This window comes from Fibrobacter sp. UWEL, assembly GCF_900142535.1.
Taxonomy (GTDB): domain Bacteria; phylum Fibrobacterota; class Fibrobacteria; order Fibrobacterales; family Fibrobacteraceae; genus Fibrobacter.
On record NZ_FRBE01000002.1, the window covers coordinates 1 to 19145 of the forward strand.

General features: G+C 48.4%; 31 protein-coding genes. 11 read left to right on the plus strand and 20 right to left on the minus strand.

Annotation, left to right across the window (positions count from 1 at the left end):
• Nucleotides 1-117: 117 nt before the first annotated feature.
• A complete protein-coding gene (locus BUB59_RS15290) occupies nt 118-282 on the minus strand; it encodes a hypothetical protein (protein WP_159433302.1) in 165 nt (54 codons plus the stop codon).
• 277 nt (nt 283-559) lie between these two features.
• On the opposite strand from BUB59_RS15290, the gene BUB59_RS01435 reads away from it, so the two are divergent.
• Genes BUB59_RS01435 through folE form a run of 6 tightly spaced genes read left to right on the plus strand, consistent with a single transcriptional unit; the run spans nt 560 to nt 3797 of the window.
• Nucleotides 560-964: a ParB N-terminal domain-containing protein gene (locus BUB59_RS01435; protein WP_234979892.1), complete on the plus strand. Its 405-nt coding sequence runs from the start codon at nt 560-562 to the stop codon at nt 962-964.
• Nucleotides 965-975: 11 nt separating this feature from the next.
• Entirely contained in the window at nt 976-1704 is a 729-nt protein-coding gene (locus BUB59_RS01440) for a hypothetical protein (RefSeq protein ID WP_141100426.1), read from the plus strand.
• On the plus strand, nt 1685-2353 hold the full coding sequence (gene queC / locus BUB59_RS01445) for a 7-cyano-7-deazaguanine synthase QueC (protein WP_073224982.1): 669 nt from the start codon (nt 1685-1687) through the stop codon (nt 2351-2353). The genes BUB59_RS01440 and queC overlap by 20 nt, the downstream gene beginning before the upstream one ends.
• Complete coding sequence (locus tag BUB59_RS01450; protein ID WP_073224987.1) at nt 2346-2915, plus strand: 7-carboxy-7-deazaguanine synthase QueE; 570 nt, start codon at nt 2346-2348, stop codon at nt 2913-2915. The genes queC and BUB59_RS01450 overlap by 8 nt, the downstream gene beginning before the upstream one ends.
• Complete coding sequence (gene queD / locus BUB59_RS01455; protein ID WP_073224988.1) at nt 2915-3256, plus strand: 6-carboxytetrahydropterin synthase QueD; 342 nt, start codon at nt 2915-2917, stop codon at nt 3254-3256. The genes BUB59_RS01450 and queD overlap by 1 nt, the downstream gene beginning before the upstream one ends.
• The gene (folE, locus tag BUB59_RS01460) at nt 3237-3797 is read left to right on the plus strand and encodes a GTP cyclohydrolase I (protein WP_073225392.1); all 561 of its coding nucleotides are present in this window, start codon (nt 3237-3239) and stop codon (nt 3795-3797) included. Before queD ends, folE begins: the two co-directional genes overlap by 20 nt.
• Here the strand turns inward: folE and BUB59_RS01465 are convergent.
• Nucleotides 3761-4312, minus strand: a complete 552-nt coding sequence (locus BUB59_RS01465; protein ID WP_073224989.1) for a hypothetical protein — start codon at nt 4310-4312, stop codon at nt 3761-3763. The two genes, folE and BUB59_RS01465, sit on opposite strands and share 37 nt — an antisense overlap.
• 39 nt (nt 4313-4351) lie before the next feature.
• On the opposite strand from BUB59_RS01465, the gene BUB59_RS01470 reads away from it, so the two are divergent.
• From BUB59_RS01470 to BUB59_RS01490, 5 genes are read left to right on the plus strand one after another with little or no spacing between them, the layout of a single operon-like run.
• On the plus strand, nt 4352-4555 hold the full coding sequence (locus BUB59_RS01470) for a helix-turn-helix domain-containing protein (protein WP_073224990.1): 204 nt from the start codon (nt 4352-4354) through the stop codon (nt 4553-4555).
• A 3-nt stretch (nt 4556-4558) separates the two neighbouring features.
• A complete protein-coding gene (locus BUB59_RS01475) occupies nt 4559-5011 on the plus strand; it encodes a hypothetical protein (RefSeq protein WP_073224991.1) in 453 nt (150 codons plus the stop codon).
• Between the two features lie 43 nt (nt 5012-5054).
• Nucleotides 5055-6389, plus strand: a complete 1335-nt coding sequence (gene terL, locus BUB59_RS01480) for a phage terminase large subunit (RefSeq protein ID WP_083540114.1) — start codon at nt 5055-5057, stop codon at nt 6387-6389.
• Between the two features lie 15 nt (nt 6390-6404).
• On the plus strand, nt 6405-7643 hold the full coding sequence (locus BUB59_RS01485; RefSeq protein ID WP_073224993.1) for an anti-CBASS protein Acb1 family protein: 1239 nt from the start codon (nt 6405-6407) through the stop codon (nt 7641-7643).
• Between the two features lie 4 nt (nt 7644-7647).
• Nucleotides 7648-10302 (plus strand): phage head morphogenesis protein, encoded by a 2655-nt coding sequence (locus BUB59_RS01490; protein WP_073225001.1) that lies wholly within the window; start codon nt 7648-7650, stop codon nt 10300-10302.
• A 14-nt stretch (nt 10303-10316) separates the two neighbouring features.
• On the opposite strand, the gene BUB59_RS01495 is transcribed toward BUB59_RS01490, so the two are convergent.
• The 18 genes from BUB59_RS01495 to BUB59_RS01575 all read right to left on the minus strand — a co-directional run bounded on the left by BUB59_RS01495 (nt 10317) and on the right by BUB59_RS01575 (nt 19109).
• Complete coding sequence (locus tag BUB59_RS01495; protein WP_073225002.1) at nt 10317-10703, minus strand: hypothetical protein; 387 nt, start codon at nt 10701-10703, stop codon at nt 10317-10319.
• A gap of 3 nt (nt 10704-10706) precedes the next feature.
• Entirely contained in the window at nt 10707-11294 is a 588-nt protein-coding gene (locus BUB59_RS01500; RefSeq protein WP_073225003.1) for an EndoU domain-containing protein, read from the minus strand.
• Nucleotides 11285-12034, minus strand: coding sequence for a DUF4417 domain-containing protein (locus BUB59_RS01505; RefSeq protein ID WP_073225004.1), 750 nt, complete (start codon nt 12032-12034; stop codon nt 11285-11287). Before BUB59_RS01505 ends, BUB59_RS01500 begins: the two co-directional genes overlap by 10 nt.
• 272 nt (nt 12035-12306) lie before the next feature.
• Nucleotides 12307-12927, minus strand: coding sequence for a hypothetical protein (locus BUB59_RS01510; RefSeq protein ID WP_143160171.1), 621 nt, complete (start codon nt 12925-12927; stop codon nt 12307-12309).
• Nucleotides 12928-12931: 4 nt separating this feature from the next.
• On the minus strand, nt 12932-13612 hold the full coding sequence (locus BUB59_RS01515) for a hypothetical protein (protein ID WP_073225006.1): 681 nt from the start codon (nt 13610-13612) through the stop codon (nt 12932-12934).
• Between the two features lie 189 nt (nt 13613-13801).
• A complete protein-coding gene (locus tag BUB59_RS01520; protein ID WP_143160172.1) occupies nt 13802-14284 on the minus strand; it encodes a PIN domain-containing protein in 483 nt (160 codons plus the stop codon).
• A 35-nt stretch (nt 14285-14319) separates the two neighbouring features.
• On the minus strand, nt 14320-15375 hold the full coding sequence (locus BUB59_RS01525; protein WP_083540116.1) for a helix-turn-helix domain-containing protein: 1056 nt from the start codon (nt 15373-15375) through the stop codon (nt 14320-14322).
• A 223-nt stretch (nt 15376-15598) separates the two neighbouring features.
• Nucleotides 15599-15931 (minus strand): hypothetical protein, encoded by a 333-nt coding sequence (locus BUB59_RS01530; protein ID WP_073225008.1) that lies wholly within the window; start codon nt 15929-15931, stop codon nt 15599-15601.
• A 17-nt stretch (nt 15932-15948) separates the two neighbouring features.
• A complete protein-coding gene (locus tag BUB59_RS01535) occupies nt 15949-16209 on the minus strand; it encodes a hypothetical protein (protein WP_073225009.1) in 261 nt (86 codons plus the stop codon).
• Between the two features lie 96 nt (nt 16210-16305).
• Nucleotides 16306-16461 (minus strand): hypothetical protein, encoded by a 156-nt coding sequence (locus BUB59_RS15295; RefSeq protein WP_159433303.1) that lies wholly within the window; start codon nt 16459-16461, stop codon nt 16306-16308.
• Nucleotides 16462-16474: 13 nt separating this feature from the next.
• Nucleotides 16475-16753: a hypothetical protein gene (locus tag BUB59_RS01540; protein WP_073225010.1), complete on the minus strand. Its 279-nt coding sequence runs from the start codon at nt 16751-16753 to the stop codon at nt 16475-16477.
• 30 nt (nt 16754-16783) lie between these two features.
• Nucleotides 16784-17083, minus strand: coding sequence for a hypothetical protein (locus BUB59_RS01545; RefSeq protein ID WP_143160173.1), 300 nt, complete (start codon nt 17081-17083; stop codon nt 16784-16786).
• A 110-nt stretch (nt 17084-17193) separates the two neighbouring features.
• Nucleotides 17194-17367 carry a DUF4314 domain-containing protein gene (locus BUB59_RS15115; RefSeq protein ID WP_141100428.1) on the minus strand — a complete coding sequence of 58 codons (174 nt, stop codon included), beginning with the start codon at nt 17365-17367 and terminating at the stop codon, nt 17194-17196.
• 9 nt (nt 17368-17376) lie between these two features.
• The gene (locus BUB59_RS01555; RefSeq protein ID WP_073225013.1) at nt 17377-17754 is read right to left on the minus strand and encodes a DUF3846 domain-containing protein; all 378 of its coding nucleotides are present in this window, start codon (nt 17752-17754) and stop codon (nt 17377-17379) included.
• A gap of 30 nt (nt 17755-17784) precedes the next feature.
• Nucleotides 17785-18024 (minus strand): hypothetical protein, encoded by a 240-nt coding sequence (locus tag BUB59_RS01560; RefSeq protein ID WP_073225015.1) that lies wholly within the window; start codon nt 18022-18024, stop codon nt 17785-17787.
• 73 nt (nt 18025-18097) lie between these two features.
• Nucleotides 18098-18511 (minus strand): hypothetical protein, encoded by a 414-nt coding sequence (locus BUB59_RS01565; RefSeq protein ID WP_073225017.1) that lies wholly within the window; start codon nt 18509-18511, stop codon nt 18098-18100.
• Between the two features lie 31 nt (nt 18512-18542).
• Nucleotides 18543-18866, minus strand: a complete 324-nt coding sequence (locus BUB59_RS01570) for a SpoVG family protein (protein ID WP_073225019.1) — start codon at nt 18864-18866, stop codon at nt 18543-18545.
• A 57-nt stretch (nt 18867-18923) separates the two neighbouring features.
• Entirely contained in the window at nt 18924-19109 is a 186-nt protein-coding gene (locus BUB59_RS01575) for a hypothetical protein (protein WP_073225020.1), read from the minus strand.
• Between the last annotated feature and the right edge of the window lie 36 nt (nt 19110-19145).

Consider the following 19145-nt stretch of genomic DNA (forward strand, 5'->3'; position numbering starts at 1 on the left):
TGGTAGAGATCAAAAGCCCGAATCCATTCTTTTTCTGTGTGTTTCTTATACATGAAAACCCCGAAGGTTGTGTCCAACTTTCGGGGTTCACATCAGATGTGAGCGAGGCTTTTTCATTTACTTTCCTTCCTTAACCTTATTCTTCGATCCCTTGGGTCTGCCTCCCTTCTTACCGTTTTCTGCGGAAGAAGGCTTCGGTCGACTCCCTATCATTTGTGAATGAATGGATCGCACCTGGGCATCCGTCAAGATTGCTCCACAGCAGGGACATTTAGCAGGCATCTATTTCTCCGATATTTTTCGATAGTCAAAGGATAGTCAATAGTCATTTGATTTATAAATGAGTTCTGCCCCATTCAAAAACCTAACTAAAGTTAGGTTTTCTTTTTTTGAGTGTAAACCCACAAAAATTTGACTTCTATGCAAATAATTTTATTTACAAACAATTATTATTGCATTATATTTAATTCAAATTGCATAGGATTCAATTTTTATGGATATAAAAGAAGTTCCAATTTCGGACATAAAGCCATACGAGAATAACCCCCGTAATAATGAGATGGCGATTGAAAAGGTTGTCGCCAGCATCAAGAATTTCGGCTTCAAGGTTCCCATCATCATCGACCGCGAAAATGTAATCGTCTGCGGTCATACCCGCTACCTCGCGGCCCAGCAGCTAGAAATGGAGAAAATCCCCTGCATCATGGCGGACGATCTCACCCCAAACCAGGTCAAGGCCTTCCGACTTGCCGACAATAAGGTGGCGGAAGCTAGTGGCTGGGATTTTACGAAGCTCAACGAGGAACTGTCCTTCCTCAATGAAATCGCCTTTGACGTGGAACAGTTCGGCTTCAACCCCAGCGAGGACGTGGACTTCGACAGTTTCCTCACCAACGAGGAAAACCCGGAAAAGAAGCCAAAGACTATCACCTGCCCCCACTGTGGAAAGAGTTTCGAGAAATAATGCTTCTCCACATGGCAACAGATGGACTCGTAGGCGATTTCTACACAAAGTTCCCCAAGAAGGAACTCAATATCCTTACGTCCTTTGAATACAAGTCGTCGCTCATGGGCAACGACGTTCGTGAATTTAACCACTTCATCGCGGATAGTGGCGCCTTCACAGCCATGGCGAGCGGAAAGAAGATTGACGACAAATACATCGACGCCTATATCGACTGGATCAAGTGCGAGCATATCGACAACTATATCGAAATGGATATCGACGAGATCGTGGGCTACGAGAAGGTCAAGGAAATCCGAAACCGCATAGAACGGGCCACAGGCAAGCAGAGCATCCCCGTCTGGCATCTTGGACGCAAGAAAGAAGGCTGGCTTGATATGGTCCAGAACTTTTCCTACGTCGCGCTATCGCTTTCCGGATTCACGGATTCTAGCAAGTGGCTCAAGGCAAATGACTGGAAGCCCCTCCACTTCTTCCTGGAAACTGCGGCGAAGTACAACACGAAGGTTCACGCGCTGGGCTGTACGAACTGGCCCCTTTTGCGCAAGTTCCACTTTTTCAGCAGCGATTCAAGCACCTGGAGCCTCGGCGAAAGGTACGGAAACTGCTTCCTCTTTCAAGATGGAGTCATGAAGAACATCCATCTGCCAAAGAAATTCAAGAAGGACAAGAAAACTCTTGGATTCCACAACAAACAACAATGGTTCAAGGCAATGCAATATGCAAAAATCAAAATGTGATGCGGTGCTGCTGCTATCCGGCGGGATTGACAGCACGACTGTTCTGGAACAGCTTACGAAACAGGGCAAGAAGGTTTTCTGCCTCATTTTCGACTACAAGCAGACATTATCCAAGGAAATCGCCTATGCCGCGCAGAACGCGAAGCGACTAAAACAGCCCTACAAGATTATCTCCATCGACCTGGGGTTTGCCGGAAGCAAGTGTTCTCTGATTTCCAAGACGAAGATCAGCGTAAACAGGGACTTCAAGCAGATAGATTCCTCCATACCCACAAGCTATGTGGAGTTCAGGAACGGAATCCTGCTCTCTTACGCGGTCATGTTCGCGGAAGTGAACGGCATAGGCGAAATCTACGGAGGCTTCAACGGGCTTGCAAGCGGTCAATACTATGACGACACCCTCCCCTTCATCAAGGCTTTCGAGAAGGCTGCAAACCTCGGCACAAGCCCTGCCTTCAACGTCCGTATCCGCGCCCCCTTCTCCATGATGGAAAAGGCTGAAATCGTCAAGGCCGGACGCAAGATCGGCATCGACTACGAAAAGAACACCTGGAGCTGTTACAACAATGGAGACCGCCATTGTGGAAAGTGCGACAGCTGCAAACAGCGCGAACGCGCTTTGAAACTGGGAGGCTGTGAAAATGGCTAGGACCTACAGGATAAACACAATCTTTTTCAGCATCCAGGGCGAAGGCAAGCGCGTGGGAACGCCGCAGGTCTTTGTGCGTTTCAGCGGATGCAACATGAAATGTCCCTTCTGCGATACGAATCATGAACCGTTCACGGAAATGACCGCGGAACAGATTATCGCAAAGGCGAAGGAAGTTGGCGGAAATTGCCGAAGCGTCTCCTTCTGCGGTGGCGAGCCGACGCTCCAGCTTGACGCGGAACTTATCAAGGCCTTCGAAGGCTGGTACAAGTCCATCGAGACGAACGGCACAAAGCCCGTTCCCGCGGGGATTGACTACATCGTTTGCAGTCCCAAGACAAGCAGGATCGAGCCGGACAATATCGACGAGCTTCGTTTCGTCATAAAGGCTGGCGACCCGTTACCTTCCCCATGCAAGACAGCGAGAAGAATGTGCCTTTCCCCCTGTTTTGATGGCGACAATCTTGTTCGCGAGAATCTTGACCACTGTATTGAGCTGGTCAAGCAGAATCCGGGCTGGATTCTTTCACTTCAATGGCACAAGTTCATAGGAATCGAATAATGTTCAAGGTAAGCAAGCGTTTTGAAATCGCAGGCGCGCACCGTCTGGAATTACCCTACGAAAGCAAGTGCAACGGCCTCCACGGACACAACTGGATTATTACGGTCTGCTGCAAGAGCAAGACCCTGAACGCCCAGGGAATGGTCGTGGATTTCAAGCAGATCAAGCAGAGCATTTCCGAGAAGCTGGACCACGCCTACATCAATGACGTAGTCCCGTTCAATCCGACTGCGGAAAACATCGCAAGGTGGATTTGCGAACAGGTACCATTCTGCTATCGCGTCGTCGTACAGGAAAGCGAAGGAAACATCGCGGAATATGATCGAGAAGAAGAAAATTGAGAGCCTGGTAAGACAGCTTCTCCAGGCGCTCAATGACAATCCAAATCGCGAGGGGCTTCGGGAGACGCCCCGCCGCGTGGCGGACTATTATGCGGAAATGTTCGAAGGCCAGAACTACACCAACGAACAGATTGCAAGGAAGTTCGGCAAGTGCTTCAAGCAAAAGACGGACGGGCAGATTGTCAAGGTTGACGACATAACGATTTTCAGCCACTGTGAGCACCATCTGGCGCTCATGTACGACATGAAGGTTTCCATCCGCTACATTCCCCATGGCAAGGTTCTCGGACTTTCCAAGTTCGCCCGTATCGCGGAAATGGTGGGAAAGCGTCTCCAGCTCCAGGAAAAGATAGGAAGCGACATTGCCGAGGTCATTCACCTCGCGACTGGTTCGGAGGACGTCGAAGTGAGCATCGAAGGAAAGCACGCCTGTGTCACAGCAAGAGGCGCAAAGAACGTCTCCATGGTGACTCGGACCGTTCATTCCAGCGGAGCGTTCCGCAATCACTTGACCTCGAACGTCACCGAATCAATCAGCTGATGAGTGTCGATGAGGGGTGTCGGACTGTCGTTCTTCTCCCTGCGTCGCGCGATAAGCGTAGCTTCATGCAGCGCCTCGTATCTTGCGCTGTCGCGCATGGCGAGCGTGATGCAGTCCTTCAATCTTACGCCCAGCTCAAGGCATAGGGCATCAACATCGAACTTTCCAGCAATCACAAGGGGGATATACTTCTGTTCGATCTTTGGCATCAAGGCCCTGTACCTCTCCATGGCGAAGCGCAGGAACGGACGCGCGGGAATGGCGCTGTAATGGACGCCCTCAAGGGTCGTCCCGGCCTTTCTTCCGTAGTTGAGCGTTCTTGCGATAAGCGCATTGGAGGGTGGCTCGCGAAGAGCAGCAGTCCTCTTGCCCGTTTTCTTGCGGTAGTCCAGGTTCTGCTTCGCCTTTCTTGCCGTTCCATTGGAATCCAGCCATCCGGCGACAACCTTCCTCTCGTTCAGCGCCTTGAGAGTGTCGAACCTTTTCTTCAAATCTTCAAATGTGGTAATAGCCATGGAAACCGTATATAAAAAAACTTTTCTTCCGGGGAGCCGATGGCTAACATAGACCAAACAAAACAAAAAAACGACTACCTCACAGTCAAGGAGGTCGCAAAGAAGATCGGCTTCAACCCTTTCACCGTCTATGACTGGATAAAGACGCGCGGGATGCCCGTACGCCGCAGCTGCAAGCGTGGACGCATTACAATCTACTGGCCCGATTTTCTGCGCTGGTGGAAGGACTTGAGGAACGACTAATGTATGAACGAGCCAGTAGATATGAGACAGCTCGGCAAGCTGGGAGGCCTTGCCGCGTCCAGGAGCAAGCAGAAGGCCAAGGAGGCTCGCGACGTCGCGAGGAATGTACTTGGCACAAAGTTTACGCTGGGTGAAGGGAAGCTCAAGGAATCGCTGCGGAACATCGGAATCCAGGTTGACAAGCCGATCCAGATACGTGCAGCAATTCTTTCAGTCATGAGCGGCATGGCCCTTTCCGGAAACATCAAGGCGGCTCGTTTTGTCTTTGACATAGCCGAGGAGACGGAAGAAACAAAGCTCACCCGCGCAAAGCGAAAAATGCTCGACAGGATGGTTGACTGTCCCGATGCGATAACGATAGACTCCAACGGGGAAATCCCCACGCCGGAGGAACTGGGAGAAATCAGAAGGCAGGCCAGGGAACTGGGCATCTACGAAAACGACTCCACAGATTGAAAGACTTGCAAGGAGCAATCTTCTCGCCTTCGTGAAGGCGACCATGCCGACGTACAGCATCGGCTGGGTACATAGGGAAATCTGCGCCCGTCTCATGGGGTTCTTCGTGGACGTCATGGAACGCAAGAGTCCTCGACTCATTCTAACCATGCCTCCGCGACATGGCAAGAGCCAGCTTGTCTCCAAGCACTTTCCAGCCTGGTGCTTTGGCGTAAATCCGAACATTTCCTTCATCGCCTATAGCTATAGCGACAGCCTTTCAAAGCGAGTCAATAAGGACGTCCAGAGGATCATGGACTCAAGCGAGTTCCATAGAATCTTCCCAAACGTCTCCCTCCCCCCGCGCGGAAGCAGGTTCACCCGTTCCGCAAACCTGCTGGAAATACCGAACCACATCGGAAGTTTCCGAAGCACTGGTATCGGAGGCGGCATCACGGGCATGGGCTGTGACATTCTCGGCATTGACGACCCGTTGAAGGACAGACAGGAAGCGAACAGCATCACAATCCGCGACAGGGTCTGGGACTGGTACACATCTACGGCCTACACACGCCTTTCCCCAGGCGGTGGCGTTCTTGTGACGCTTACCAGATGGCATGAGGACGACTTGGCTGGGCGTCTGCTCAACGCCATGAAGCGGGGCGATGGAGACCAGTGGACCATCATAAACTATCCCGCAATCGCGGAAATTGACGAGCCTCACCGTAGAATCGGCGAAGCCCTCCATCCGGAAAGATACCCCGTCGAAATGCTTGAGAAGATCAAGGCGAACGTGGGAAGCTATGACTGGAACGCACTTTACCAGCAGCACCCCGCCCCCGTCGGCGGAAGCATCATCAAGCGTGAATGGCTACAGGAATATGAGATTCTGCCGAAGGTATTCGACAAGATTATCCAGAGCTGGGATTTCACATTCACGGACAGCGCCTCAAGCGACAATGTAGCAGGAACTGTCTGGGGAAAGGTCGGCTCACGCTTCTACCTCATCGACTGCGTCTGCGAGAAGATGGATTTCGTCTCCAGCATCCGCGCCCTGCAAAGAATCACAGTCAAGCATCCCAAGGCATTGAAGAAAATCATAGAGGACAAGGCCAACGGCCCCGCAATCATAAGCGCATTGAAAAACCAGATCAGCGGAATCGTCCCCTATACGCCGCAGGGGTCAAAGGAGGCGCGAGCCTTCGCTGTCAGCCCCCTTTTCGAGGCTGGGAACGTTTTCATCCCCAAACAGGATGCGGAACACCCCTGGGTTCGCGACTACGTAGACGAACTGGTCTCCTTCCCCACAGCCCCGCATGACGACCGCGTGGACTCTACCACGCAAGCCCTCAACTACCTATCGACCGGGACAGGCTCCGGCATGGTCAGCTTCATCTAAAAAGGAAATCAACTCATGGAAAAAAGCAAGATTCAGGACGGTGCCTACGGCAATTTCGTCACAGGAATGGGTCACGCCCAGATGGATAAGGGTGAAAGCACCTTCGCAAAGCCCTACGGAGGAAGCGACCTCTACGAACTGGCGAAAATGAAGGTGCAGGACGGAATTGCAGCCCGGATCGTGGAATGTGTTCCGGAAACAGCCTTCAAGCATGACATTTCCATCATCGGAGACGAAGATGGAACAGTCCTCAAGGAATGTTTCTCCCTTGGCCTCATCGAAGCCCTGCAGGTCGCTGGCGAATATCAGCGTTTGACTGGAGGCGCAATCATCGTCACGGAATATGAGAATGACGATTTGCAGTCCCTGGCTGCACCCCCGACGTCCAGCGCCAAGGTGAGACAGTACCGCGTCTATAGCGCAGGGACAGTCGATCTTCAATCCAGCGACTTCGAGGGTGATTCCCCGAAAGTTTTCCGAGTCACCCTTCTGGACGGTGAAAGGCGCGAAATCCACCCCCAAAGATGCACTGTCATTTATGGCAAGAAGGCCCCGGACGTCCTTCGTGGAGTCTCCCTGCGGGAACGGTTCTTCGGAACACCCGCCTTGAAGGCCAGCGAACAGAGCCTAAAGAACCTCGCCAACGTCATGGCAAGCATCGTCAATATGGCAACGGAGACAGGCGTCATGCTTTTCAGCCTGGAGAACTTCAACGAAATGCTCTCCAAGCCGGACTGCGGCATCCGCGACGCACAGGAGCTTATAAGCCTCGTCAAGCTATCCATGAGTTCGTTCCGGGGCGTTTTCAGCGGCGCAAATGACAAGTTCGAGATTTTAAGCCACAACTTCACAGGTTTGCCCGAAGTCCTGCAGAAGGCGATGAACATGGTCAGCGCGGATTCAAGAATCCCCATGAGCATCCTTTTCGGACAGAGCGCCACTGGTCTCGCCCAGACCAACGAGGGCGATACAAAGGCCTATGGCGAACTGGTGGAAAGTTGGCGATCCCGCTACATCTACCGTCCGGCAGCAAGGCTCATTTCCGAACTTGCCCACAGGAACTGCAACGCAAGCTGTAGCGAGTTCGAATGGGGACCCGTTACCGTCCTCAGCCTAAAGGAACAGCTGGAAGCAAAGAAGCTCCAGGCGGAAACCCTCAACATCTATTACCAGATGGGAGCCATAGACGCAGACAGCATCCGCGAGAGCGTCTTTCATAACGGTCACTCCTGGGAAGTAACCGTAGAGGACTAGCTGAATGGCAAGCAGCTTTCTCAATTTCGTAAGGAACGTGGAACGCATCGGACAGAAGAAGCGTGGACGCAGGCCCGTCTTTAGCGCCCACCAGTTCTATCCCAGCGCCATCGAGGCGGACCTTCAAAAGGCTACCCGCGAGGAATTTGCAAGGGCGCTGGAACAGAATATCCAGCTCGCCCTCATGGGCTTCGTTGACGACCTTGACGACCTTGCGAAAGCGAAAGCTGAACTGCCCCCGGAATTTGTAAAGAAAGTGTCAAGCCTAGCCGATGCCGTCGGAGTAAAGACGGGCTGGAATTTCAGCGAATATTCAAAGATGCTTGTGGGCCAGCCCTACTTCCCCCCGGAAGCGGAAAAGTCCATCTTTGACGCATGGAAGGCAAATTTCCAGCAGCTCTGCATAAGTGCCGAAACCGACGCCAAGGCAAAGATATCCAGGCTCGCCACCGACGCGAGGATGAAGGGCTGGAGCAAATCGCAACTTGAATCTGCAATTCGCAGGGAATTGCCGATGGAGACAAAGCATCGCGCGGAGCTGATCGCCAGAACGGAAATGGGAAAGCTCAATTCAGCAGCCAACCTTTCCACCTACAAGAAGCTGGGCATCCGCTACTATATGTGGATGACAACGCTGGACGGACGCGAGCGCGATTCCCACGCCCTCATGAACGGCTTGATCTGCAGCGTCGAAAATCCGGACGTCTATTATGAGGAAACTCCCGAAGGACTTGTGGAGCATCCAAGAACCTCGGAAATGTACCATGGAACCCCCGGAGAGGACTTCCAATGCCGTTGCAGCATGGTCGCCTGGGAGCCGGAAATCGACGGAAAATACCAGGTCAGACAGGCGGAACAGCCAGAGACTCCGCAGCAGGGCGCAAACGAGGCTACGAGCGCCCAGCTGGAAAAGATGGAACAGACTATCGCCCAGCAGGAAAAACAGCTGCAGGCGCTTAAAATGGAGCAGGAATCGCTGTTATCCAGGCAAAGGCTCATCCAGGCCGCAGAAAAACGCCACGAAAGGACGCCCCAGCAGATCGCGGATATCCAAAACCGCTGGGAAGAAAGGCTCCGCAGGCGCAGAATTGCCGAAATTGCCCAGAAAAGGCATGAAAAAAGGACTATTTCACAGGAAAACGCCATCAGGAAGGAGCTGGAACGCAGAACAGCCATCCGTACAGAGGCGCACAAGCTGTTACAGGAAGCAAACGGGCTTCATGGATTGTCCGGTAAGGACGAACTGGAAAAAGCCCTGCAGAAGGGCGGCAAAAGCGCCTACAGCGAAATGGAAGCCCAGAGCGCCAAGCTGGAGGAATCCCTCAAGAAGCTCAAGGCCTGTACCTACCTTGAGGACCCGATCCAGGTCGCCAGGGATTTCGACTATGACACAGCCATTCTAGTCAATGATTCCGTCAAGAAGAAACTCGACGGGATGCCCCGTTCCCTTTCCAGCCGAAAGCATGACCTTGAATTTGAAATCAAGTGGGTGGAGGACCATAAGAAGTATTCCAGCTGGAAGGTCGCACAGGACGCCTATAAGAAGGCGCTTCGCGAGGTGGAACAGAAAATCCTATGGGAATCCGACATTCAGCGCGTGGACGAAATCAAGGACTTTCTTGCCAAGCATCCGAAATCCGGAATCATCAAGAAGCTGGCGGAGGATATGGACGCCGCGATTGCAAAGGGTGACGCCGCAGCAAGAACGGAATTTCAACAGCTATTGAAGAAGGCCGAAACAAGAAAGGCCGAAATCGAAGCCAAGGAACTTCGCGAACGCTTGAAGAAGATCAAGAGCGGAACAGCTGGTGGAATCCCCTTCGGAACACTCACTCTCCCGGAACTCAAGGCCACCATGGGTTCAAAATTACCCAAGACCCTTGAGCATCTGGATGACGCCATCGCCAAGTACGAAAAATCCAGAAAGTACGGTTCGGACACAAAGAAGTACGCCAAGGAAATTGAAGCCAACATGAAGATGCTTTTCCAGCAGCATGACCTGGGAATGCACATTGACGACGATATTCTCGAAAAGGTTTTCACCAGCCATTTCAAGAACACTTTCGAAACAGGAAGCTCCGGCGGTTATTGTGGCCCAAGCCTAAACGCAGATGGTTCAATCAAACAGTCTCACGCACGTTTGGGTGCCGCCCATAATCTTTTCGGCCTTGGTTCCACCGACAGGGCAAATCAGCTCAAGATCGGCCAGTACGAAAAATACGGAAACCTGCTGGACCACGACAAACTTCGCGAGTTCAAGTCCCACAATCCGGCCACGCAGTACGGAAATGTCACAGTTCGTTTCAAGAAGGATAAGGTCGTCTGCACCTGGACTGCTGGCGACAGCCTCGGCGAAACTTACCAGCCCAGCCTCGTCACCGATCCCAAGGCTGTGTCCTACGACGATATGAGCGAAAGAAAATTGCCGAAACTTGGAACGGACACTTCCAACATGGCAAACTTCCGAGACAACAATATCCGAAGCTACTTGGAACTACAGTTCCATGGCGACGTCACAATCGATTGCGTGGAATCACTTACCTATCCCTATGACTTGATGGATAAAAGTAAAGCCACCCATTTACAGGTGGCTAAAAAATGGCAGAGCATCGGAGCAGAGGTTTATTACATCAAGAACGGAAAGCTGGAGAAGTTGTAGGATAAACCAAAGACTCAAGAAGCCGTTTGACTACCCTTACCCAATTTTTTCAACCTAAAGAATTCCTCGCGTTTAGCAACGAATTCCACTATCAGCTGTTTTAATTCGACTGTACTGACAGTTTCCTCGTTGATTATACCCTCAGCCTCATCATCTTCATCTGGATAAAGATATTCTACTCTTGAACAATCTTTATGAATCTCGACAAAGCAAATATTTCCACTCACCTCAGCTCTTTCAAATTTATCTGAAAGGACTAGATCAATGTGTTCCAGAAAAGTCCCCAACAAATCACATTCACTGGAAAGGAATACACTTATCAAGGAATGTTCCTTACCAAAATCGAAAATGATATCCGTCTTTTCTCCGTCATGGACAATGTGTTCAATAGTGTACTTCATAATTTATTTCCCCCTAATCGGAAAAGCCGTCCTTATTTTACCTGTGTTTTTATGAACGATAATTCGTATCGTTATTCCCGATAAAGACACTCCTTCAAGAATGGTTGGTCTATGTGGATTGACTGGGGTTGCGTTTGAATAAGAGTGATTGATTTCGTTCACCACCTGTTGTGGAGACCAATTTCGAGGAAAGAAGGAGGATTCTTGAGCTTTAACCAGAATTTTCCCGTGATATTCCTTCATTACTTTGCCATAGTAAACTCCATTTTTATCAGGAGCTGTTTTGGAACCGGGAATTATCCTCGCCGTATTTCCACGAACACCTTCATGATGGTATCCTTTTAATTCTCCTTTTTCGTTCACCTCTCCCCTAAATATATGATTTAAGGCTTCTTTTGTAAACGACTGGGTATTTTCCAGTTGGTTCAAAATTGCAGCAGGTTCCCTCGGCTCTTCGGAATTGAGCTGCCGAAACAGCTGTTCGATTTCATTTTCGATTTCTTCTACATGCTTTTTGTTTTCAAGTTGTTCAAGACTAAGGTAAACACTCTCCCTAGTGCCACTGGCAAGATTAGTACAGCTTACGCGCATTTCTTCCCCCTTCTTTCCTTTGCAAGAACAATATTCCTTTCCTTCAGCATATTGGGTGGAGCCTTAACGTCGATTCCTTTCTGGCGTGCGTAAGCGAAAATTTCATCAACAGCATGGTTATCCTTGCACACATCATAAACAAGAATTGACTTTAGCTTCAGTGTATCTACGGTTACCCTTACAGCCTCCATCAGAACACTCTTTTCGTAGGGATCGTCAACACAACCTTTGGTACTAAACGCAACTACGCTACAATCCTGCAGGCCCTCAAGCACCCAAGCAAGATGTTTCAAGTTCGGAAAAGTAATCAGCGGAATCACAGATATCCCCATTTCCTGGTTTAACCATAAGGAAATAATTCGAGATCGCTTCAACCTATACAAGTTTTCAATGTGGTCAACATCACCGCACTGCGAACAATCTGGAGCGATGGCAAATCGAACGCCCTTGAACCGTTTCCTAAATTTTTCCAGGTCTCGTTTATTGTCATAGTAGATAGCATTGTAAAGTCCCCGCTGCCCATCAAACGTATCATCATAACTGAAAAATGAAACAGCTGTAAAAGGAGTGCGATGATAATCACCAGGCTGCTGATATACGGCGATGTAATCTGGCAGCACCTTCGTATGACAATGCATTTCCGGGAGATCAAACTCCCCGCGCATAGTCGTCTTGAGTAAGTATTTTAGGTAGTGGAGTAGTAGCCGCTTCACCAGAAGTAGCGGATTTTTCTTTTGCATAAGAAATTTCCTTAAAAGAAAAAATGTTGAATTTTACCAAATTTCGGCATTTACCGAACATGGCGAGAATCGACCCGTCTAAAACCAATTTAGACGGGGTGGTCAAAACGCCCATTTATTTCTATTTTAAGGAAACCGTAGCTTCTACAGAAATGTTGAGGCGAAGTCCTGGATCGCGCCAACGATTCCAGGGCTTTTTTTGATGACCGAAAATATTGATTACAGACTTTCGATCTTTACATGGAATCAGCCCTCCATCTTGAAATTCCTGGTTATAGCGATCCAATCGTGGTATCTATATGCCCTCTAGGATACCCCGTTTTCTCAAACCTGTACGGAAATGTCACCACAGTTTTGCCATTGGATTTGGGGAATTTTACAGCATCAACCAAATCTTTAACTTCTTGGTCAAACTTCGGCATATTCGTGCTCGATGAAAGGATTTCACTTCTTTCAACAGAACCCTTTTCATTGATTACCTGCTTGAAAACGATTTCGCCAGTAAAATACACGGAATCACCTCCAACAGCTTGCATTTCCTCTAACGTTTTTCGGTACAGGCCTCTTATCAATCCCCCTCGTTCACCTTCGGCTTGTACTATTTGGCTTCTTCTAAGTGAAGAACCCGAATCAACTTCAACAAGTTTGCCATAAGGCACGCGAGAATTGAATGGACCTCGGTGAACGATAATACCTGCTGGGTGCTCACACTGAGGACAGGCTTCTATTTTATTACCAACCAACGGCGGTATACCATCCCAATTAAAAAATAACGTTTCTTGATTTTCACGTTTAACGCCATCTTTGTGCTGCGCAGAATCAGCGTTGGAATCACCACATGAACAATAGAGGATTGACAATCCTGCAAGAAGAAGGTTCACGACTTTATTCATATTTCTAATACCCGATTTGAATAAATTCTCCATAAACATCAACCAAGGCCTTCAACATTGGCCAGACATCGGATTTTTTGTCTATGACAATTTTTCCGATCCTGTTGTCAAATTTGGCGACATCCATAGAATCCAGTTCTTTGTCCATTTTAGCAAATCTTTCCATAAGGCATCTGTAGGCAACGTCGCTCAATGAACGGTAACCATTATTACGTCGGTTCATATGATCCTTATGAATCATTTGACGTACAGAAATGATGGCTTGATGGGAAATTTCATGATGAGCAGCATTGGATATATAGTCTGCAGCCCATTCCTGTGCAAGATAGGTTGTTGAACGAGGCTTTACGTAATTTCCGCCATAATTTCCATGCCAATCTTCCTGGGTTGTACATCCGTACAATTTGCGTGGAGATAAGGTTTCCAGAACGCCATGGCAAACCTCATCTACTTCATCTTTGGGCCAAACAGCCAGTTCATCATTTTGAGGTGCAAATGTGACACCTTTCTGCCCCAGTCGTTCCGCAATCGGTTGCATCATGGCTGTCGCCTGTGCCAAGGCCCATTCCCAGTGACGATTGTAAAAACCTTTTGTATCCAGGTTGGAATCCAAAAGTTCTTCTGTGGATTCATCTTCAAAGTCTATATCGCCGACTTTAGGGGCGCTGTTAAGAAATGCAGTCATTGCATTCACCTTTCGAGTAGCGATTTCCGCCTTTCGGCAGAAATCTAGGTTTGACTAAACCCACCTATATTGCTACTTTAAAGGTTCCTTACGTCTTATCTGGTAGCAATACCTGGTGAGCATTGTGCCGGAAGGCTGCACATGCGGCTTTCCGGCATTTTTTTTAAAGGATTTATCCTTCTCAAAAAATTACATAGCAGAGTTTCTCCATTTGATAATTCTACTTTCGCATTCTTCTTTCGGGAGCCTAACGTTCTTCTTCATCAAGGCCTCCAGCTTTTCAGCAGCAATTCCAGGTAAAAGAACGCTTTTCTCGACCAACCTGTCAAATATATAGAGGATGCCGGAGACTCGCACAGAGTCCTGTTCCGCGACCGACCGCAGCTTCCTGTCCCCGGTCAGTAAACGCCCATTCACTTTCTTCGCATAATACCAGACGGAACAGTCCGGCATGGAGGCGTTATTCACGCAAGACCTTTGCATTGCGGAAATTTCAAACATTTCCTGCAACTCGAATACAGCCACTTTCAGTTTTCCTTCCTTCTGGAATCCTTCAATTCTCGTCAGCTGTTCTGGCTTTGTGATTTCACCAATCACCAAGTCCGTGGTATGCACTTCCCAAGGCAAGTCGAAGAACAGCGTCAGTAGGTCCACCGACAGCAGATCGAACAAAATGTTCGCATCACTTATGACAATTCGTTCATCCATCATGCGAGAGCGTAATCCTCTCTTACATCTTCAATGTTGATGCGCAACAGATTTGCCGCCTTGGAAATAGTAATCAATTCGCTATAGAGCGCCTTATAGACCAGGCTGGTAAAGCGGTTTGATTCTTCCTTGCGACAAATGGACTGTTCTACAAAACGTTTGTAGCTTGGGTCCTGGCTTTTGTGGATATTGTACCACTTATAGCATTGAGACGTAATCACACCACATTCACAGGCTTTGTACATCAGGGCATCATAGGAAATTCCGAAACGGGTTTGCAACGGAGCCACTTCCTTATAGGAAATGCTCTTTCGCGCAACACCGAGAAAGCGCTTCATTTCGGATTCCGGAATCAGCATTTCGTTTGCAAAAAGATTGCAAAGAGCTTCTTCTTCCTTCGTTTCGATTCCATCCTTAAAGCGCATGATCAAATGGCCAAGTTCATGCAAGGCGGTAAAACGCTTTCTTTCCGCATTTTCAGAACGCCTTAGGACAATTACCGGATGCTTAACATCGTCAGCGCTACTCAACCCGTCAAAGATATCTGGAGCATCAACTTCAACGACCTTGTAGCCATGTTCTTCAAGCAAGTCAATAACATTCGGGATTCCATCGATACCCAGATTCCATTTCCGTCTAAGTTCCTGGGCAGTTTTCTTTACATCATCCTTTGTTTCGACCGGATATTTCTTTACTTCCGCAGAAACGGAAACCTCGTTGCAGATTTCCTCGACATTGATGTAACGTTCAACTTTATCAATAATGGTTTCTTCAATGGACTTTATTTCTTTCTGAGTTACGGAAGCCTTTTTTCTGAACTTGACAGCACCCATTTTGAAGGTGATTGGACGAAAGAAATAATCAATAGGCTGTTCCAGCGCCTTCGCGATGGAAAGAAGCGTAGTGCTGTTGGGCTGCATAGCGCCACTTTCATACTTAGAGATCGTCATTTTTGACACTTTGGGGGTCATTTTTTCACAAAGTTCTTCCATAGAATACCCCTTCATAAGTCGGGCACTCTTTAACCTCGTCATAAAAATTTCCATATCAGTCATAATGTGTCTCCGTTTTCTATTTTACAAATCTAATAAATTTTTATTCAAATGTAAACACCAAAAATAAACATTTTCCATCAATACAACCAGAAAACGACCAAATTCGTAAATATATTTAGTCTTTTTTGCAAAAAAAAACGTTCTTTTCATTCTTATTTACGGAATAACATCCAAAAACGTAGGCTTTAGTTTCAAAGACACCATCAAGGGAATAATCGAAAAATCACCCACGAACATTCTTATCCACAGTTTCCTTGCACTGTTTCAGCATTGCTTCCGCAGCCTTGTGGGCATCACCATGTATCTTTTCCAGGAAGGCTTTAGTCTTACTACGAAAGTTATCATTGAACTCACCCTGCAAGACATTAGGCCATTTCCCAATTTTCAAATCTTTGACAAAGGTGTTTGCCAAAACACGAATTTCACTTTTTCCAGGATATTTCTTTTCCCGGTAATAGTCGCGCGTCAAGTTCGAAAGGCGCGCCATCGCTGTTTCCAAATCAATGTCGGCGCCCGTTTTGACAAAGATTTTTAGGGAATTTTCAAGGCATTGCATAAAAAGTCCAACAGCTTCTAAAGAATAATATCCAGCGAAGCGGGTTTCACTGGTTCCAGGAAGCCAATCAAAGGATCGAGAGAACTGTTTCCCCTAGCTTCCTGAATAACCTTGAAAATCTTTGCTGCGGTGGCGCCTGCCTTGGGCGTAAACTCCGATCCATCGGAATACCTGGTAAAGATGATGTTATCCAACCAGCGACACCATGTAATCGAATAATCATGGATCATGCAGTATTCCGTCAATTCAACAGATGCAGCAAGGTCTTTGTAATTCATGGTCAGCTTCCCTTTAGGATTCAATTTCAAGATAACAAAAACTCCAAGATTTGTGCAATCTTGGAGCCTTGATGAACAGTTTATGGATTTAAATCTCTATTCCCTGTCGCCAGCGACAATCAGCAGATCGTCATAATTGTCGTCCTTTTCCAGTTTTTCGACCTGGCGATAATCGCCATTTCCATTCTGAGAAAGAACAACCCAGTCCGAGGGGAACTTCTGCAGTTCCTTGATAAGTTCTCCAGCTGTCATTTAGGCCTCACCGTTAGAAATAGAGCTTGCTGACGTTCATGCGAATTTCTTCGCTTGCCTTGGAGTTCTTGAGGTACTCCCGAATCAGTTCTACAAACTGATAGGGCGCCCACTTTGCGATATAGGCGCAGACCATCCTAAAGAAGTCCAGCTCAGTCTGTTTTTCAACAGTCCGCGCATACTCCTTGCAGACGAAATTTTCAGCCACCCAGAACTTGCCTGCATGACCCTTCCCCGCCTCGAAAGGACAGTTTTCCTCGCCCTTGTAATAGGTACAGAAATCTTCAAACATTGATTTTTCCTCTTGTGATAAGATAGCATTTTAAGACTGTTGCTGAATGTCCTTCAACATATCGGCAACCACAGACTTTATCCAGCCAGGTTTCAGCTCATACCCGGAGGAACATTTCTCCAGATAGTCCGTCACCTTGGCCTCAATCTGATCCAGATTGTCGAATACTGTAAAGCAGCATTCCGGGTCCTGGGTCAATGGCGAGCCACGCCCAGCCATGCGGTTCTGCAAGCTGCAGGCGTAATAGACATAAGGATAGAGAAGCGCGCATTTAAGCTCCAAATAGGCCATGTAGCCCTCGCCCTTCGTATAGGTGTGAACATTCGTCACATAGACGCCCACATCGTTCGTAAGGGCGCAAAGCCACGATTTACACCATGGCTTTGCACTGTTGGGGATTTCTACGCGGTCAAGTATCGAAAAGAAATCCAGCTGGTCTGTCATTTGTGGCCTATAACCTCGAAGCGATCGTTCTCGGGCTGAACAGCCAGCCCACCCCAGCTTCCATGCAACTGGCCCAGGCTGTCGATGTGTTCCACGACGCCAGTCTTTCCCGTATAACGCGGTTCACCAAGCATTTCAATAATCTTGATAATGTCTCCAACTTTTACCATGGTCGCCTCCTAGCAGTATTCCACCTGGGTGAGCATTTCATAGCCTTCCGGAAAGTTACGGGTACAGAGCTTCTGGACTCGCTCGCGAACGTATTCGATTTCATCATCCTCAAGTCCGGTTTCTACGCCATCCTTGCAGTTCACCACAAGAAGGTTGCCAACAAACATAGGCGCGCCCAGGTTGTCGATGGCGCTGATCTTGTTATCTTCCTTCATCAGCCCCTCATCATCACAGATAATGTCGAATACCTTCTTGCCGACCTTGCGCGACTGGATGTCAATCAGTTCACAGTGAAGCTCGCGATAATAGTCCTCCAGCTTGTTTTCGATTTCAACGACGCGGCTGTTTCCGCCAATCACGTCAATAAGAAATGCCTTGATTTTCATAATTCGGTGTCCCTTAAATTTTGGTGGTGATTATTTGATGGTCCAGCAGGATTCTCGCGCCTGCCATTCAGCCTTGAGTCCAAATGCGGCCGCGATCTCGATTACAGTCTGTTTCTGGACCGCTACGGCACTCAAAAGCTCACGCTGGTACTTGCGATACTCCGCGCTGGAGCTGTTTTCGGCGGTCTTGCGAAGTTCCACCGATTTTTGCTCATAACCCCAGAGCGCCTTGAGCAGCACCTTCTTGACTTCTTCAATTTCCATTTTCATTCCCTGTTCAAAAATACCTAACTTAATTAGGTTTTTCAAGTAATAAAAAAGGAGGAATCTGAACAGCCTTAAACTAGGCCTCCGATTCCTCCGGTTCTTCTTCGGATTCCTCAATCGCGCTGTCGATCAATTCCTCCAGTTCCTCCATGGCCTTTTCAATTCCCTCGTCCAGCAAATAGCAACGGATCGTCACGTCAGCCCATTCGGCGCCCTTCGCGATGGCGTCACACTCGCAACAGAACTCGCTCATGGCTTCGCCAAGCAGGTCCCAGTTACCAGCAAGATTCTGTTCCGCTTCATAGGAGGAAAAGGTATAGGAACCGGAAGCATTGCCTGTGACGGAATCGTCAATCCAGAACGCGTCATGGAACTTTTCAGTCAGCGTTTCCTTCGACATTCCCTTCACTTCATCCTTATGGTAATCCAGATATTCCTTGATGGCGGTTTCACAATCTTCTTTGATGGCGTCGTGGTAATTGTAGCTCATGGTTTGGAATCCTTATTTTCAATGGTGATTTTTAAGCGATTGCGGCCTGGTATTTTTCCAGGATGCAATTTTCGATGTGTTCACGAAGCTGGCGGGTAATGGGCTGGGCGATACAGCGGAAATCCTCGCCCTTGTAGAACGGATCGTTCGGATAGCCAACAAAAAGACCGTTTTCACCGTCCATAATGCGCAAGCCGCGAAGCATGAGCTGGTCATTGAAAACAACAGTTGCAAGGCCCTTCATGTGGCCCATGCTGGGGCCTTCCTTGAAGGGGAAAACCTGCACGTTCGTGATTGCCAAACAGTCAAAGACGTTTGCGATCTGGGTTTCGGTGTTTTTGGTTTCGTTATTCATGATTTTTTCCTTTTTTAGGGTTTGTGGTTAAAAGAAAGGCCTGCCGATCAGCAGGTCCTAAATGATGTAGGCCGGGTGAGCCTTGTGGTCGGTTCCGCCAAGGTAGCGTTTGACCCATTCAATAGCAGCCTTCTTGCTGCTGGCTACGTCAACAGTCACGCTCCAGGTTCTGGGTTCCCCGTTAAACTTGTAGGCGACGTTGTAGTACCTAAACTCGCCCTTATTTGTCTTTCTTGTATTCATTTGAACCAGCCTTGTTTGCTCATTTGTACACTACAA